This window comes from Candidatus Pelagibacter sp. HIMB1505 (assembly GCF_052047915.1).
Classification (GTDB): Bacteria; Pseudomonadota; Alphaproteobacteria; order Pelagibacterales; family Pelagibacteraceae; genus Pelagibacter; species Pelagibacter communis_A.
Map to the genome: position 1 here is coordinate 735,026 of NZ_JBNAIR010000001.1, position 15,682 is coordinate 750,707.

General features: G+C 30.1%; 17 protein-coding genes. 14 read left to right on the plus strand and 3 right to left on the minus strand.

Going from position 1 to position 15,682, the window contains the following annotated elements:
- The first annotated feature begins 221 nt into the window (after window positions 1–221).
- From ACTTAU_RS03875 to ACTTAU_RS03910, 8 genes are read left to right on the plus strand one after another with little or no spacing between them, the layout of a single operon-like run.
- Window positions 222–1,067, plus strand: a complete 846-nt coding sequence (locus ACTTAU_RS03875) for a HalD/BesD family halogenase (RefSeq protein WP_438305374.1) — start codon at window positions 222–224, stop codon at window positions 1,065–1,067.
- Entirely contained in the window at window positions 1,067–1,966 is a 900-nt protein-coding gene (locus ACTTAU_RS03880) for an NAD(P)-dependent oxidoreductase (RefSeq protein WP_438305372.1), read from the plus strand. Before ACTTAU_RS03875 ends, ACTTAU_RS03880 begins: the two co-directional genes overlap by 1 nt.
- Window positions 1,963–2,694: a class II aldolase/adducin family protein gene (locus ACTTAU_RS03885; protein WP_438305371.1), complete on the plus strand. Its 732-nt coding sequence runs from the start codon at window positions 1,963–1,965 to the stop codon at window positions 2,692–2,694. The genes ACTTAU_RS03880 and ACTTAU_RS03885 overlap by 4 nt, the downstream gene beginning before the upstream one ends.
- A complete protein-coding gene (locus tag ACTTAU_RS03890) occupies window positions 2,694–3,908 on the plus strand; it encodes a Coenzyme F420 hydrogenase/dehydrogenase, beta subunit C-terminal domain (protein ID WP_438305370.1) in 1,215 nt (404 codons plus the stop codon). Before ACTTAU_RS03885 ends, ACTTAU_RS03890 begins: the two co-directional genes overlap by 1 nt.
- On the plus strand, window positions 3,908–5,011 hold the full coding sequence (locus tag ACTTAU_RS03895; RefSeq protein ID WP_438305368.1) for a mandelate racemase/muconate lactonizing enzyme family protein: 1,104 nt from the start codon (window positions 3,908–3,910) through the stop codon (window positions 5,009–5,011). Before ACTTAU_RS03890 ends, ACTTAU_RS03895 begins: the two co-directional genes overlap by 1 nt.
- Window positions 5,012–5,040: 29 nt before the next feature.
- Window positions 5,041–5,244, plus strand: coding sequence for a hypothetical protein (locus ACTTAU_RS03900; protein ID WP_438305367.1), 204 nt, complete (start codon window positions 5,041–5,043; stop codon window positions 5,242–5,244).
- 4 nt (window positions 5,245–5,248) lie between these two features.
- A complete protein-coding gene (locus tag ACTTAU_RS03905; protein ID WP_438305365.1) occupies window positions 5,249–5,791 on the plus strand; it encodes a GNAT family N-acetyltransferase in 543 nt (180 codons plus the stop codon).
- Window positions 5,792–5,839: 48 nt separating this feature from the next.
- Window positions 5,840–6,496 (plus strand): GNAT family N-acetyltransferase, encoded by a 657-nt coding sequence (locus tag ACTTAU_RS03910; protein ID WP_438305363.1) that lies wholly within the window; start codon window positions 5,840–5,842, stop codon window positions 6,494–6,496.
- Here ACTTAU_RS03910 and ACTTAU_RS03915 read toward each other — a convergent pair.
- Complete coding sequence (locus tag ACTTAU_RS03915; RefSeq protein ID WP_438305362.1) at window positions 6,493–7,095, minus strand: LysE family translocator; 603 nt, start codon at window positions 7,093–7,095, stop codon at window positions 6,493–6,495. The two genes, ACTTAU_RS03910 and ACTTAU_RS03915, sit on opposite strands and share 4 nt — an antisense overlap.
- Before the next feature lie 48 nt (window positions 7,096–7,143).
- On the opposite strand from ACTTAU_RS03915, the gene ACTTAU_RS03920 reads away from it, so the two are divergent.
- Entirely contained in the window at window positions 7,144–7,530 is a 387-nt protein-coding gene (locus ACTTAU_RS03920; protein WP_438305360.1) for an ATP-binding protein, read from the plus strand.
- Here ACTTAU_RS03920 and ACTTAU_RS03925 read toward each other — a convergent pair whose 3' ends face one another.
- Window positions 7,531–7,896, minus strand: a complete 366-nt coding sequence (locus tag ACTTAU_RS03925) for a hypothetical protein (RefSeq protein ID WP_085114535.1) — start codon at window positions 7,894–7,896, stop codon at window positions 7,531–7,533. It abuts the gene before it with no gap.
- On the opposite strand from ACTTAU_RS03925, the gene ACTTAU_RS03930 reads away from it, so the two are divergent.
- Window positions 7,865–8,173: a hypothetical protein gene (locus ACTTAU_RS03930; protein ID WP_438305359.1), complete on the plus strand. Its 309-nt coding sequence runs from the start codon at window positions 7,865–7,867 to the stop codon at window positions 8,171–8,173. The two genes, ACTTAU_RS03925 and ACTTAU_RS03930, sit on opposite strands and share 32 nt — an antisense overlap.
- A gap of 2 nt (window positions 8,174–8,175) precedes the next feature.
- Here the strand turns inward: ACTTAU_RS03930 and ACTTAU_RS03935 are convergent, their stop codons facing one another.
- Entirely contained in the window at window positions 8,176–9,168 is a 993-nt protein-coding gene (locus tag ACTTAU_RS03935) for a type IV pilus twitching motility protein PilT (protein WP_085114533.1), read from the minus strand.
- A 136-nt stretch (window positions 9,169–9,304) separates the two neighbouring features.
- Here ACTTAU_RS03935 and ACTTAU_RS03940 point away from each other — a divergent pair, with 136 nt between their 5' ends.
- Genes ACTTAU_RS03940 through ACTTAU_RS03955 form a run of 4 tightly spaced genes read left to right on the plus strand, consistent with a single transcriptional unit; the run spans window position 9,305 to window position 15,681 of the window.
- Entirely contained in the window at window positions 9,305–11,071 is a 1,767-nt protein-coding gene (locus ACTTAU_RS03940; protein WP_438305357.1) for a PilN domain-containing protein, read from the plus strand.
- Window positions 11,071–12,288, plus strand: coding sequence for a LysM peptidoglycan-binding domain-containing protein (locus ACTTAU_RS03945; RefSeq protein WP_438305355.1), 1,218 nt, complete (start codon window positions 11,071–11,073; stop codon window positions 12,286–12,288). Before ACTTAU_RS03940 ends, ACTTAU_RS03945 begins: the two co-directional genes overlap by 1 nt.
- Window positions 12,288–13,910 carry a secretin N-terminal domain-containing protein gene (locus ACTTAU_RS03950; RefSeq protein ID WP_438305354.1) on the plus strand — a complete coding sequence of 541 codons (1,623 nt, stop codon included), beginning with the start codon at window positions 12,288–12,290 and terminating at the stop codon, window positions 13,908–13,910. Before ACTTAU_RS03945 ends, ACTTAU_RS03950 begins: the two co-directional genes overlap by 1 nt.
- A gap of 28 nt (window positions 13,911–13,938) precedes the next feature.
- Window positions 13,939–15,681, plus strand: a complete 1,743-nt coding sequence (locus tag ACTTAU_RS03955; protein ID WP_438305352.1) for a GspE/PulE family protein — start codon at window positions 13,939–13,941, stop codon at window positions 15,679–15,681.
- Window position 15,682: the final 1 nt, after the last annotated feature.

The following is a 15,682-nucleotide window of genomic DNA, read 5'->3' on the forward strand; positions in this document are numbered from 1 at the left end:
CTTAGAAATATAATAACGTTTTGATATGAACTTAAATTTATCGACTCATCATCATAGACTTGCAAGAGTGGGTTTAAGTTCAAGACTTTCTTCAAAATTATTTTCTCTATTACTTCAAAAGATAGACTGTAAAAATCATTTAAATTCTTCAACGCCCACGAAGCTGTAAAAAATATCCTTCTTAAATAATCTTAATTAATTATTTTTTTAAAAGGAGGAAAATGGAAAGATTACAGGAAATTATAGATTTACAAAAATACCCAATTCACGATTTACAATCAAAAGAACGTAAAGAGATGGTCGCTCATTATAAAAATGAGTTAGATGAAGTAGGTTGCTGCAAAATTCCAAATTTTATTAAACAAGACTCACTTGATAAAATGTTTAAGGAAGTTTCAACAAGACGTGAGCATATTTACTGGTCTGATGAAAGTCACAATCCATACTTTAGTATTAAAGATGAAAATTACGAAACAAATCATCCAATCAACACATTTAATGAAAGAAAGAATGGTTATCTCAATTCTGATGTTTTAAGTGATGATAGCGATTTAAGATTTATCTATGAAACAGATGAATTAAAAGATTTTGTCTCTGATTGTTTAGGAGTTAAACCTATTTTTCAATGGGCTGATCCACTTGGTCGAAATCCTTATAATTGTATGGACCCAGGTCACACTTTGCCTTGGCACTTTGATAGTAATGAATTTACTTTAAGTATCTTGGTTAAAAAAGCAGATGAGGGTGGAGACTTTGAATATGTTCCAAACTTAAGAGCTCCAAGTGATAACAAATTCGAGGATGTCAAAAAGGTTTTAAGTGGTGATCGAGAAAAAGTAAGAGTGTTAAAGTTAGGTGAAGGAGATCTTCAAATCTTTAAAGGAAGATTTTCAATGCATCGAGTTACAAAAATTAAAGGGAACACTACTCGTTATATTGCTTTACCAACTTATGTTTTAGATAGTTGGAGAGTAAATACACCTGCACATTCTAAAATTGTTTACGGTAGAGCAATGCCTATTCATTATGAAAGAAATAAAAAACGTGATGATGATTTGGTGGATTAATGATTAAAATAGGTTTTATTGGACTTGGGAACATGGGATTACCGATGGCTTTTAATCTTCATAAATCAAAAAAAATTGATTTATTAGGATATGATGTCAGTTCAAAATCTATTCAAAAATTTAAATCAAAAAAAGCAAAGGCAACTCAATCGTTGCAAGAGCTTATTAAATTTTCAGATATCATAATCACCTGTGTCCCTGGACCTAAACAAATTAAATCATTATCAGTTGGCAAAGGTAAAATCATCGATCAATTGAGTAAAAGTAAAATTTGGATTGATTGCTCCACTAATTCCTTGAGTTGCTTTAATTTTTTAAAACAAAAACTTAAAGGAAAGATCTACCAATTTGTTGATGCAACTATATCAGGTGGCAATCTAAAAGCTCAATCTGGTGAATTATCTATCTTTATTGGTGGTAATAAAACGACAGTGAGTAAACTTAAGTTTATTTTTAAACTGTTAGGTAAAAATCTATATTATCTCAATAAACCTGGTGCTGGTTATGCTGCAAAAATTGCACAAGTCAGTTTATGTTACTTAAATTATTTATCTTTATCAGAGTCGTTAATGTTAGGGGTTAAGTCAGGAATAAGACCAAAAACAATGTTGGAGATTATCGATAAAAGTGCAAGTGGTGGTTATACCTCAACACGATATGGCCCTAATATGATAAATGGCGATTATGATCCTTCTTTCTTTTTAGGGTTATCAATGAAGGATATCAATTTAGCAAATGAAATAATCAAATATCAAAAATTAAATTTACCAATTATGAATTTAACTTCAAAAATTTATAAACAAGCACTTAAGAAATATGGACCAAAATCTAATCACTTAAAAGTGATTAAACTTTTAGAGCAAAATAACAAATTAACTTTTTCAAAGGAGGGAAGATGAAAAATAATATCAGTGAAGCAGATTGGAAAGTAAGAGTAGATCTTGCAGCTATGTTTAGATTAACTAATATGATGGGTTGGGATGATACGGTTTGGAACCACATTACGGCAAGAGCACCTGGCACCGATCATACTTTTTTTATGCATGAAATGGGATTGTTATATGAAGAAGTTAAAGCCTCAAACTTAATTAAGGTTGATGAACATGGTAAAGTATTAGAAGGACCTGAAAAAGCAAATACAGCAGGTTTTATTATTCATAGTGCTATTCATCTAAACCATCCAAATGCAAAATTTGTCTTTCATGCACACCCACCATCTGCTTTAGCTGCAACTGCATTGAAAGATGGTATTCCTCATTTTGTTCAAGATAGTTCAATGCTGTACGGTAAAGTTGGCTATCATGAGTGGGAAGGTTTATCGATTAATAAAGACGAGCGAGTTAGAATTGCAGAAAACATGGGAGACAATAAAGTTTTAATCATGAAAAATCATGGACTTTTAACTGTTGGTGCAACTGCAGGCGAGGCTTTTATGAATATGTATTATGCAATTAGAATGTGTGAAGTTGCAATCCAAGCAACAAGTTCAGGACTTCCACTTGAAAGAGCAACTGAAGAAATGTGGAAATTATCTCAAAAACAATATGAATTATTTTCACCTGGATTAAACGAGTGGCCAGCATTACTTAGAAGATGTGATGCAAAAGATCCTTCTTATAAAGAGTAATGACAAAAATTAATTCTTTAGATGATATTGTAAAAAATGGCCTTTGTATTGGCTGTGGTCTTTGTAAAAGTATTGCAGGCAACTCACTTCAAATAGAAATGAGTGACAAAGGCAATTTAGAGCCTAAAGAATTAAAACCAATTTCAGATGAAACTTTAGAAGAAATTAAAAAAGTTTGCCCCGGGGTTATTGCTGAAGGACCTGTTCAAAATAAAGAAAATGAAGGGTCAAAGCATGATGATATTTGGGGATATTATTATGATCTATTTTATTCATGGTCGTTAGATCCAAAAATTCGTTTTCAAAGTTCAACAGGTGGTTTGTTAAATGGTTTGTCTTTATATCTGTTAGAGAAAAATAAAGTTGATTTTATAATGCATACTGCAGGGGATAAAGATAACCCGATGCGAAATGTTGTAAAATACAGTTACAACAGGGAAGATTTATTAAACTGCGAAAGTCGATCAAGATACGGCCCATCTTCGCCTTTAAGTGAATTTCATAAAGCTTTAGATAAAAAACAAACTTTTGCATTCGTTGGAAAACCTTGTGATGCAGGCGCTATAAGATTACTTGCTAAATCAGATAAGAGAGTAGATCAATATTGCAAATATATTTTCACTTTAGTTTGTGGAGGATTTCAAGAACTTGCTAAATCACAAGAATTTATTGAAAGCTTTAATGTAAAAGAACAAGAACTTAAAGAATTTAGATATAGAGGTTATGGAAACCCTGGCAGGATGTACATTAAAACAAAAGATAATCGTGAGTTTGATAAAGATTATAATTCTTTTTGGGGCGATGAAAGTAATTGGAAAGTTCCATTTAGATGCAAGATATGTCCTGATGCAATAGGAGAAAGTGCAGATATTGCAGCTTTAGATACCTGGCGAGGTGGATCTCCAAAAGGAGAAGATGAAGGGTTTAATGCAGTGATCACTAGAACTAAAAAAGGAATAGAGATTTTTAATCAAGCGGTAAAAGAAGGTTATATCCATAAAGGAGATAAGCTTACTATTGAAGATATAAAAGATTTCCAGCCTCACCAAACAAGTAAAAAGAAAGCTGTTTTTGCAAGACATCTTGGAATGAAAAATAAAAATTTACCTACAATTGAAACCAAAAATTTAAGAATTGAAGAATTATATAAAATGAATGATGATGAATTTAATAAACAACAACAAGAAGGTGTTGCAAAGCGAGTAGGAAATTAATGAAAATAACTAAAATTTCTATTTGGAATATTAATCTTAAAAGTCATGAAACTTATTATATGGCAGGTAATAAAACCTGCGATGAAGTTGAAAGTGTAATTATTTCAATTGATACGGATAGTGGTATTCAAGGTTGGGGTGAATGTTGTCCTATCCCTCATTATTTACCAGCATATGCAAAAGGCATTGCACCTGCTTTAACTGAACTTGCACCAATTATCATCGGATCTGACCCTGTTGGACCAGAAGCTTTAATGTTAAAGGTGAATAAATATTTACAAGGGCATAACTATGCAAAGTCTCCTTTAGATATTGCTTTATGGGATATCACTGCAAAAGTTGCAAAATTACCTTTGTTTAAATTGTTAGGGGGTCAAAAACAAAAAGACATGCCTTTATATCATTCAATTACATGTGTTGCACCAGATGAAATGGTCAAGATTGCAAAAGAAAAACAAAAAGAAGGCATTACTCAATTTCAAGTAAAATTAGGAGTTGATAATAATTGGCAGGTTGATGCTGAACGATTGATTAAAGTTCGAGAAGTAATTGATGACAATCATTTAGTTTATGGAGATTGGAATTGTGGAGCAACCCCATTAGATGCAATCCGAACAAGTAGAAAAGTTGCTCATCTAGATATTATGTTAGAACAACCTTGTGTAACTTTATCAGAATGTGCATCCGTTAAACAAGCAACAGGTCTTGCAATGAAATTAGATGAAGGTGTGTATGACACCAAAACTCTTTTAGAAGGATATGAAAAAGGAATTATGGATGTTGCTGCATTAAAACTTTCAAAGTTTGGTGGAGTAAGTGCGGTTAGAGATGCAAGAGAACTATGTAGTTATTTTGGAACTAAAATGTGTATTGAAGATACTTGGGGAAGTGACATTGCAACTGCAGCATTGCTTCATTTAGGAATAAGTTGTGATCCATCAAGATTACTTAATGTATGTGATTTATCAGGATATGTGTCACCCCGTTTAGATCAAAATGGACCTACAAGAATTAGTGGAAGAATTTCTGCACCTACTGGATTTGGTTTAGGGGTTGAGCCTGACAAAGATTTATTGGGAAAACCTGACATTATTTTAGATTAAATATTTATTTTAAATTAATATTAAAGTTTATGGCTTGGTATAATTTAAATAACACGGATCCTATTGCTAAAGAATTCAGTAAGCAAAAAAGAATTGAGCGATGTGGATTTTGTGGTCAGGAAAAAGAAATTAGAACAGATAAAAAGATATATTTTTCAGAATTTGAAATAGAAGACAGACCTATTTGTTTTCATTGTTATCATCATCACAGTAAAAAAGCAGTTGCCAAATAGATTAATGAACAAGATTAGTATTTCTTTATCAAAAACCAAAAAATCTAAAAAAATTGAACTATTTTTTAAAAAAGTATTTACAAAATCTGAAGGCAAGAAAGAGGGTAATATTGTAAGCAGATTATCTTTTAAACTTGCAAAGTTAATAGATGGTGAAAATGTTATTGGCATTGAGGCAAAAATTAATACTAAGATTGTTGGGTATATTTTTTTATCTAAACTTCAATATAAAGAGGATTATTTGGTTTACTTATTAGCACCAGTTGCAGTGGATAGTAATTTACAAAAACAAGGAATTGGAAAAAAAATTATTCAATTTTCTTTAAAGTACTTAAAGAAACAAAAGGTAGATTTATTAATGACTTATGGTGATCCAAGTTACTATAAAAAATCAGGATTTAAAAAAACCAATACATCTTTAATTCCAGCACCTTATAAACTCTCTCAACCTATTGGGTGGTTAGTTAATAAAATTTCTTCAAAAAGATTAAAAATAAAATCTAAACCAAAATGTGTCTTACCATTTAGAAATAAAAAACTTTGGTAATTATATAATTTATTTGAAAACTACTTTTTAAGATTATAAAATTTTTAAATGTTGGGGAAAAAAATAAGATTTAAACTTCCTAAAGTTCCAGGTAAAAATTTTCTAAAAGGTAAATTTGTAATTCTTGAACCAGCCAATCCCTCAAAACACGGTAAAGATTTATTTGAAACCTTTAGTTTGGATAAACAAGGTTTGTTATGGAAATATATGCCTGATGGACCTTTTAAAAATATTAATCAATTAAAGTATTATATAAAAAATACAGATTGTTTTTTTTATGCAATTTACTCAAAAAGACATAAAAAATATTATGGATTAGCATCTTATTTAAGAATTCAACCAAAAGCTGGTTCAATAGAGGTTGGTTATATTACTTATTCTCCAATTTTAAGAAGAACAGTTGAGGCAACGGAGACGATGTATTTAATGATGAGAAATGTTTTTGAGACACTTAAATATAGAAGGTACGAATGGAAATGTAATAATGGTAATGCAAAATCTAAAAATGCTGCCTTAAGATTAGGTTTTAAATTTGAAGGTGTGTTTAGACAAGCAGCAGTGATTAAAGGAAGAAATAGAGATACCGCATGGTTTTCAGTTATTGATAAAGAATGGAAAAAATTAAAAAAAGGGTATTTAAAATATTTATCAAGCAAAAATTTAGATAAAAACTTAAATCAAAAGAAAAGTTTAAGATTTAATTAAAACTTTAAACTTAATAACCATAAAGATCCTATCATTAAGCACGTACCTGATAATTTACCAATCAAAGATAAATCTTTTTTAAAGAAGTTTTCTTTCATAAAATTTACAATCACTGCATAAAATCCATCAGAGACAAAACCTAAGATACAAAATATAATTCCAAAAGTTATTATTTGATTAAAAGGGTCTTGGTTCATATCTAAAAACACTGGAATAAATGATCCAATAAACACAATCATCTTAGGGTTGGACCATAAAACTAAAAAACCCTGAATATAAAAGTTTTTTTTCTCAACATTTGGTAGTTTGATATTTAAATCTTTTGCATTTTTGAACATGCTAAAGCCAATGTAAAATAGATAAAAAATACCAATCCACTGAACAATAATTAAAAAAAGATTTAGTTGATTATTTAAGAAATCAAAACCATAAGCATATAAAACAAACATAGACGCAGATCCTGTCACAGTACCTAAAGTGGTTTTTATTCCTGAGATAAAATTATATCTTAGAGTATTAGCAATAATAATTGAGACCGATGGACCTGGAACCACCAGTAATAAAAAAGTTGCTAGTAAGAAAGGTATGAAAGTTTGCATGAAATTTTATGATAATATTAATTATAAATGTGATAAATCATAGAAATAATGATTTTAGAATTTAATTCTGACCCTGCTGAGCTAAAAAATGTTAGACAAAAAGTTGAAGATTTTTGTAAAAAAAATCAAATTAAAGTAAATATTTTAAATATCAAATTAGCGATTGATGAAGCGGTACAAAACATAATTCGTTATGCATACAAATTTGATAAAACAAAAAAGATAACCATAAAATTAGAAAAAATATCTGGAGATAGTTTTAAAGCAGAGATTAGAGATTTTGGCGAACGGGTTCCAATAGATCAAATTAAACATAGAGCATTAGATGACATTAAACCAGGTGGTTTAGGTGTGCATTTTATTAAGAGTATTTCTAAAGAAATGACATATGAACATAAGGATGAAGCTGGAACTTTATTAACTTTGGTATTTTAATTACTCTTCTTTTAGAAGTTTAGGCTCAGAACATTTGTAAAATTGATTAGAGCCCCTTAGAGATTTTTGCAACATCGCTAATTCTTTTGAATTTTTGCTGAATGTTACATTAGTTTGAAAGCCACCAATGTTGCCCTTTGAAGAAAAAGATGACGGTGTTTGTCTATCCATTTTAAAGTTTACTTTTGTTTTAGAATTATTGATTTTTGTTAAAATAACTTGTTGTCTTTTATTTGAATAAACCCAAGTAGTTGTATTTTTATTATTTTTACAACTTAACTCATAAATATTTGCATTAGAATTTTTAGGAATAAAAGCTATAATTATAGTAAATATGATTAAGTTTAAAAAAAATTTAGATAGCATTAAATTATTTGTTATTGCTTTTTTTGCATTTTTAGCTGCTCATTATTTTTATAATAATATCATAACGAAGTCTACTGCTAGCAATATTAAATTTATCGATGTTGAAGTAGAAATGAACGGTAAAGTTAATCTAAATTTAAACTGCAAAGGTTCAAATAATCCAAATCCTTCAAATGTTAATAGAGGCCTTGGAGAGCAAACAGAAAATAACTGTGTAGGAACCGGAACTTTCTCAGCTACTATTCCGCAACAACGATTTACTGAAAGTCCTAATTAGTTTTATTCAACTAATTTTTTTAATTTTAAACCCTCTAAACATTTTTCCATCGTAAACATTCCATCTTTAGCAGATGTTTGAAGTGTAGATTGGATTTGTTCTGTTTTACCTTCTCTAATCAAATTTCTAATTGCAGGTGTACCGGTCATTACCTCATGACAACCAATTCTTCCTCCACCTTTCTTTTTTAAAAGTTGTTGAGACATTACTAATCGAATTGATCCAGCTAACATCGTTTGTGCTTGTTCTTTTTGCGCTGGTGGAAACACATCTAAGATCCTTGTTATAGTTGATGAGGCACTACTTGCGTGCAATGTTCCAAAAACTAAGTGACCTGTTTCAGCAGCAGTTAATGCTAATGAAATAGTTTCAAGATCTCTCATTTCACCAACTAAAATTACATCTGGATCTTGTCTTAATGCAGATTTTAAAGCTTTAGCAAAACTGCCTGTATCTTTTCCAACTTCCCTTTGGGAAATAATACTTTTTTTTGCAGGGTGAACAAATTCAATAGGATCTTCAATAGTAATTATATTTTCTGCTCTGTGTGAATTGATTTGATCAATCATTGCTGCAAGAGATGTAGATTTTCCTGAACCTGTTTGACCTGTGACAAGAACTAAACCTGTTTTATGAGTAATTGCTTCATGAGCTGCAGGGGGTAAACCAAGTTTTTCAATATTTGGTATTTCACTAATAATTTTTCTAAGAACCATACTAGGTCCATAAGAAGAATAATAACCGTTTGCTCTAAATCTTTGTCCATCGACAACGACTGCAAAGTCTAAATCTCCATTTGTAATTAAGTAATCATATTGAGCTTTATCTAAAGATTGTTTCCAAAATGACTCGATGTCTTGTCTCGATATTATATCATCGCTAAAAACTTTGATCTCACCATTTTCTCTGATTGCAAATGGTTGATTCGATCTGATGTGAATATCAGATAAATCATAATTTTTTGGATATGTTTTTAATTTATCATGTAAACTCATTAATGTTTTGATGCTCTAAAAGTAACAGTTTTTCAAGTTTTTTTTACTGTTGATCTATATATAAAGTAACACAACTAATGCTTGTGTACCGATTCGCTATTTATTATTGTGATTCTATTAAGCTTTTTAAAAATTTATGATTGATAAACTTGGCCCACCAATTGCAAAAGCATTTGCACCAGTAATAAAAATGTTGGGCAATTACCACTCTAAAAAAGAAAAGGTTATTGGAGTAGTTTTTAAAGATAAGTTTATTCAAGCAGCAGAAATTTCATATAAAAAAAATACTTGTAAAGTTGATAATTTTACAAACCAACAAATAGCAGGAATTGGTGAAGATCAAGATTTTCTATCAGCAACCACATACTTAAGTGATCAAGTTAAAAATGCTTTAGATTCTATTAAGACAAAAACAAGAGATGTTGCAATTTCACTAGATACCTCCAAAGCACAAATTTATAATTTACAAATCCCTATAATGGATCAGGAAAGTTTAACTGAAGCAACAGCCTTTAGTGGTTTTTGGGATCAGTTTGATGAAACACCAGAAAGTTTAGAAGAGTTTGAAACAAGTTACTCAGTAGTGAACACAAACGAAGAACTCGGAGTTATGGATGTTGTTTTGGTTACTATGGAAAAAAAATTTGTTGAAGCCTATTCAAATATTTTTAGATTAGCAGGTTATAATCCAGTTGTTATAGATTTAGCGCCGTTTGCACATGTTAATGCTCAAGGAATTGTACTTGGCAAAGAAGGTTTTGAAACTCCAAATGTAGTCTTTAATTATACGAAAGAGGAAAAAAGCATTACCATTTGTTCAAATAAAGGTTTTCAATATTCTGAACTTAACATTATTGAAGCTGATCAAGTGTTACTAGATACTGTTGAAGAAGTTGAAAGTATAGAAACAGAATTTTGGGATGAAATTTTTGAAAGATTAGGTTCACAGATTAAACAATATTTGGTTGAGTATGAAACAAAATATGAATTTGATCCAATCAGTATTATCACCATTGTAACAGATAAGATAAAAATTAAAAACGTTTCAAAAGGAATTGAACGACAATTAGGAGATGTAATTGTAAAACATTACAATCCAGAGGAAACAGTTGAATTTTCAAATGATGCAAAGAAATATATAGATAGTTTATCCAATAAATCACTAGCATCTGAAGCAATCGGTGTTGCATCAAGAAAACTGAACTCATTTAATCTTGAAACTAATGAGATAATGTCCGTCAATTTATTATCTAATTTTAATCAAGTAAAAATTAATAGACGATCAAAATCTTTAGGTAATTTTTGTTTGATGATATCAATGATTTTTATTTTAGGTTTTGTTGCTCATGTTTTACCATTTAAGATTTTAAAAATTTCTAATAATTCTTCAAAAATAACTGCAGCAGCAACACTCAAAGAAGATCTAGAAAGCAAACAAAGTTTGTTACAAGGTTACAACGCTAAAATTCAAAAAATAAATGAAGATACAAGAATAGCAGCATCATTAGGTTCTAATTTAAAAACAACTGCAAATCTTTATGCAAGTTTAAGTCAAATAGTTCCTAAAGATATAAGATTAACTAATTTTGGAATTGAGGAGAAAAATAATATTTTATTTTCAGGGGTTGCAAAGAATGACCAAGCAGTGGTTAACATGATGAATAATTTTTCAGATAATGAAGTTGTAAGTGACAGTAAAATTGAAGCAATGGTAGAGTTCACTAATGACGATAGAGTAGCGCTTTATACGGTTCAGGGTCAGCCTGTTCCAAAACTAGAAGATTTACCAAAAGAAAAAATATCTAAAAAATTTAATTCAAGACTATCTTTAAAACCTGTTGATGATGAGGTTTTTGATGATGAAGCAATGGTTATGAATTTGTTAAAGGCAGGTAAAAAATAATGCTATTTAGAATATTATTAATATTTCTTATAACTTTATTTCAAAGTAATTCTTATAGTGATCCATTTACCAATGAAATAGGAATTACAAGACAGCCTGAAGTGGTTGAAGTAAAGCCAGAAGAGACAATTGAAGCTGAAGAAGAATTAATTGCTGAAAATGATAATAATGATCAAGAGATTATTGAGGAGCAACCAATTGAAGCTGAAGAAACAATTGAAGTTGCTGAAGCTGAACCTCAGGATACTGAATTAGTTACTATTTTAAATATTGATCCAATTGTTGCTTATTCATTAAAGGACTATTTATTAAAAGGGGTAGCATTAAGTAAAGAGTCTGAGCATAAATTTCAAAGAGCTAAGATTAAAAAATTTGACCGGGCAAAAACACCGACTACCCACACTATTTTAGAAAATGAAACAGTTGAACAAATTGCATTTAGATATGGTTTTTCTTTAAGAGAAATAGAATTAGCAAATGCAATTTATCCAGGATCTAGAAAATTAGTTACAGGAGATAAAATTGTAATACCAAGTAGATTTCATATTGTTAAAGAAGGTCAAAACCTAACAACCATTGCAGACAGATATAATTTAAATGTAACTCAATTAGCATCTTATAATGATCTTGATGAGGAAAGCATTTTGTTCATTGGTGATAAATTATTGCTCCCTTTCTTTATTCACGTAACAAACATGAATGAAACAATTGCAGATATTGCTGGACGATATGAAAGAGAAATTGATGAATTAATTCAATTTAACATATTCGAAGAAAACACAGTGGTGCTAAATGAAAATCAATTAGTGAAGATACCAATTTATGCTAATCAAAATATTTCTTATGAAAACTTAGATAAGAAAAGTATTAATGATTTTGCAATTGATAGAAAAAATTTAGCTATAGTTGAAATCAGTGGTGGACAATTTATGGTTAGAGAAGGAGATAGAATTGGAAATAAAGATGGTAGAATAGTTTCAATTGAAAGAACTAGAATGATTGTATTAGAAGATAATATAGAGTACGAGTTCTTAATCAATACACCAATTGTTGGTTTAACGATTGCTTCATTACCACAAACAAACACTGAAGATTTAATTAACAATGATATTAATGTTGATAATACAAACGTTGATAATCAAACAGAAAGTAATGAAAACAATAATAATGATAACGACAGTGAAACTGTTACCAATGTTGAGGACTTATTTAATTAATGAAAAGTTTTATTAAATTATTTTTGGTAATCACAGTTTCTGTTTTATTAGCTAGTTGTAGCACTTCAAAAAGACCAAAGATGGCTTATGATCAAAAAGACAAAGGTGCTGTTCAAGAAATTGAAGCTTTTAATGTCAAAGCAAGTGCGGAAAATTTCAGAAAAACATCTGAACAATTTAGCCAAGATACAAAAGATATTTTAAATAAAAATAAAAAAGAAGAAAAGTTAGTTAGAAGAATTTCTTTAACAGAGGGTAAAGAGCCAGAAAAAAAATCACTTAAACTTCTTGATAGAAATTTAAAGATCAAAAAATTAGAGGATACTGAAGTTAGTTTAAAATTGAACAATATGAACATAAGATCAGCTTTAAAATTATTTGCTGGATTAGTTCAAAGAAACATAATTATAGGTAATGAAGTTGATGGCGAAATAACCATCGATTTTGAAAATATAAAATGGGGATCTGCAGTTTACGCTATATTAGATATTAATAGTTTAGTTATGACGGTGGATGAAGACTCTGGCTTATTGAGAGTTCATACAAAAGAATTTTTTGCGCAATTAGAAAAATCTAAAATAGATAATACAATTGAAGCAAATAATAATTTAGCTTCTTTAGACTCTGGTGGATCTGTATCAAGTGATGAAAATAATGCTGGACCTATGGTTACAGAAATATTTAAAGTTTTTTATCAAAATTCTACAGATTTAGTCGAGTCACTTGGAGAAATCATGGGTGAAGCAGAAGGCTTTACAATGGTTGATGATGAGCAAAATAACCAAATTATAATTACAGGAACATACGCTCAACTTAATCAAGCAGAGAATATTTTAAATAAAATTGATTTAGAGAAAAAACAAGTAATGATCGAGGCTTACATTGTAAATGCAACAGATGGATTTAATAAAAACTTTAGTGCTAATTTAGATTTAATAAATGCACAAAACGCACAAAATGGAAGAGACAGAATTACTTTTGCAGGAATTGATACAAATCCAAGTAATACAACTGAAATAACGCCTACTAATACTGTATCCTTACCTGAAAATATTTCGAATACTGATTTAAGTGATGCAGCCAATGTAGCAGGTGGAGCCTTTTTATTAGGTAATATAGGTATGACAAAAATTAAAGCAGTTATTACAAATTCAGTAAACGACTCTAATACTGAAACAGTTTCAAATCCAAAATTATTTGCAATGGATGGTGAGCAAGCTCAACTTACTCAAGGAACAACTTTAGTTAAAGTAATTCCAGCTTCAGGAGATGCGGCAGGATCAACAGAAGAGATACCACAAAATTTGAGTATTACTGTAACACCAGAAATTATTGGTGAGAGTACAATCAAAATGGAACTAACACTTTCTAATGATACTCCTGGCGCCTCATTGTCAGATGGTAGTGTAACAACTAATGAAGAATCAATAACCTCTATAGTGCAAATTAATGCAGGAGATGTTGCAGTACTTGGTGGAGTGTATAAGAATACAAGAGAAAATAGTGAAAACTATGTTCCGTTTTTTTCAAAAATTCCAGTTTTAGGAGCATTTTTTAGACAAAAAACAGATCAAGACAATAAAACTCAACTGTTGATATTCTTAAGTGCTAATGTTGTATAAGTTATAATTTTTATTATAACTTTTATACATGCCATCAATAAACGCTGAAATTAGTTTAAAAATTTCAACCCTTCTTAAAAACAGTGGAAAAATATCTGAAGCTAATTTTAGTGATGCAAAAAAGAAATATGAGGGAAATGGTAAGGCACCTCTTGGAATATTAGAATATTTAATCAATGACAATCTTGTCAGTGAAGACGATATTGTTGCAGCAGTTTCAAGAAATTATGCATTAAGAAAAATTATTTTAACTGAACAAACTGTTAAAAAAGATGCTGTAAAAAAACTTCCAAAAGATTTTATAATGGAAAATGAAATGCTGCCTTTTGAATTAAATGGTAGGATTTTAAAAATAGCATTATTTGATCCAACTAAATCTACCTTAGCCGGTAAAATTAAAAGTATGACAGGTTGTAATGTAGAATTATACGTTGCAAAGCCATCTAATTTAGATCAAGCATTAAAATTCAAAGCAGTTATTGAAGCAACACAGGAAAATACTACTCCTACAAGCACCCAACCAAAAGTTTCAAAACCAAACTTAAATGTTAAAGTTCCCAACACTAAAACTACTGACAGTGGAAATGCTGTAGTTGATTTTGTGGATAAGCTTTTAAATGAGTCTTTTTTAAGTGGCACCAGCGATATTCATATTGAAGTTTTTAGAAGAGGTGAAGCACGAGTAAGATTTAGAAAAGATGGAGTTCTTCAAGAGCAACTTCAATTTAAACAATTTTTGATGGAAAATTATAATGCGATCATCACAAGATTAAAAATTATGTCTGGATGTGATATTTCAGAAAAAAGATTACCTCAAGACGGTAAACTTCAGTTTAAAAACCCAACACCAAAAAATGAAGATGATGTCGATATTGATGTTAGGTTTTCAGTAATTCCAGCTAAAGAAGGTGAACGAGTGGTTATGCGTTTACTTGCTGCAGGACCTGATTTAGGGTTAGAACAAATTGGTTTAGACAAAGAAGATTATGATAATTTGGTTGCAGCTATTACTGCTCCGCAAGGGATGGTTTTAGTAACTGGCCCAACTGGAAGTGGTAAGAGTACAACTCTTTACGGATGTATCAAAAAAATAAATAGTCCTGGCACCAATATAATGACAGCCGAAGATCCGGTTGAATTTTATTTAAAGGGTGTCGGTCAAATTCAAGCTAACAATGAAATTGGTTTAACATTTGAAGCCATCTTAAAATCTTTTTTAAGACAAGACCCAGAAGTAATTTTAGTTGGAGAGATAAGAGATAAATCTACTGTCGATATTGCAATCAAAGCAGCATTAACGGGTCACTTATTACTAAGTACACTCCACACTAATGATGCAGTTTCTACAGTTGTTCGATTAGTCAACATGGGAGTGCCAAGTTTCATGGTGGCCTCTGCATTGAGTTTAATTGTTGCTCAAAGATTAGCTAGAAAAAATTGTTCCACATGTCTGGTAGATGATCCAAAAGCAACTAAAGAAAGTTTAATGCAATTTGGTTTTAAAGAAGAAGAGTTAAGTACATTTACACCCAAAATGGGTGAAGGTTGTGCTGAGTGTAATAACACTGGCTATAAAGGTAGACAAGGTATCTATGAGGTTTTGAAAAAAACTCCAAACTTAGAAGCAGCAATCTTAAGAGATGCTAGAGGAGATGAAATGTTAGAAGTTGCGGTTAAAGATGGATTTAAAACTATGCAAGTTATAGGCAGAAATTTTATCAAAAAAGGTATATTATCTGTTGAAGAATATTCAAGAATCTTGGTAGTTTAAT

What these genes read in the sequence shown, in the direction of transcription:
- ACTTAU_RS03875 (WP_438305374.1), top strand. Translation starts at nt 222, where the DNA reads ATGGAAAGATTACAGGAAATTATAGATTTACAAAAATACCCAATTCAC.
- ACTTAU_RS03880 (WP_438305372.1), top strand. Translation starts at nt 1,067, where the DNA reads ATGATTAAAATAGGTTTTATTGGACTTGGGAACATGGGATTACCGATG.
- ACTTAU_RS03885 (WP_438305371.1), top strand. Translation starts at nt 1,963, where the DNA reads ATGAAAAATAATATCAGTGAAGCAGATTGGAAAGTAAGAGTAGATCTT.
- ACTTAU_RS03890 (WP_438305370.1), top strand. Translation starts at nt 2,694, where the DNA reads ATGACAAAAATTAATTCTTTAGATGATATTGTAAAAAATGGCCTTTGT.
- ACTTAU_RS03895 (WP_438305368.1), top strand. Translation starts at nt 3,908, where the DNA reads ATGAAAATAACTAAAATTTCTATTTGGAATATTAATCTTAAAAGTCAT.
- ACTTAU_RS03900 (WP_438305367.1), top strand. Translation starts at nt 5,041, where the DNA reads ATGGCTTGGTATAATTTAAATAACACGGATCCTATTGCTAAAGAATTC.
- ACTTAU_RS03905 (WP_438305365.1), top strand. Translation starts at nt 5,249, where the DNA reads ATGAACAAGATTAGTATTTCTTTATCAAAAACCAAAAAATCTAAAAAA.
- ACTTAU_RS03910 (WP_438305363.1), top strand. Translation starts at nt 5,840, where the DNA reads ATGTTGGGGAAAAAAATAAGATTTAAACTTCCTAAAGTTCCAGGTAAA.
- ACTTAU_RS03915 (WP_438305362.1), bottom strand. Translation starts at nt 7,095, where the DNA reads ATGCAAACTTTCATACCTTTCTTACTAGCAACTTTTTTATTACTGGTG.
- ACTTAU_RS03920 (WP_438305360.1), top strand. Translation starts at nt 7,144, where the DNA reads ATGATTTTAGAATTTAATTCTGACCCTGCTGAGCTAAAAAATGTTAGA.
- ACTTAU_RS03930 (WP_438305359.1), top strand. Translation starts at nt 7,865, where the DNA reads ATGATTAAGTTTAAAAAAAATTTAGATAGCATTAAATTATTTGTTATT.
- ACTTAU_RS03925 (WP_085114535.1), bottom strand. Translation starts at nt 7,896, where the DNA reads ATGCTATCTAAATTTTTTTTAAACTTAATCATATTTACTATAATTATA.
- ACTTAU_RS03935 (WP_085114533.1), bottom strand. Translation starts at nt 9,168, where the DNA reads ATGAGTTTACATGATAAATTAAAAACATATCCAAAAAATTATGATTTA.
- ACTTAU_RS03940 (WP_438305357.1), top strand. Translation starts at nt 9,305, where the DNA reads ATGATTGATAAACTTGGCCCACCAATTGCAAAAGCATTTGCACCAGTA.
- ACTTAU_RS03945 (WP_438305355.1), top strand. Translation starts at nt 11,071, where the DNA reads ATGCTATTTAGAATATTATTAATATTTCTTATAACTTTATTTCAAAGT.
- ACTTAU_RS03950 (WP_438305354.1), top strand. Translation starts at nt 12,288, where the DNA reads ATGAAAAGTTTTATTAAATTATTTTTGGTAATCACAGTTTCTGTTTTA.
- ACTTAU_RS03955 (WP_438305352.1), top strand. Translation starts at nt 13,939, where the DNA reads ATGCCATCAATAAACGCTGAAATTAGTTTAAAAATTTCAACCCTTCTT.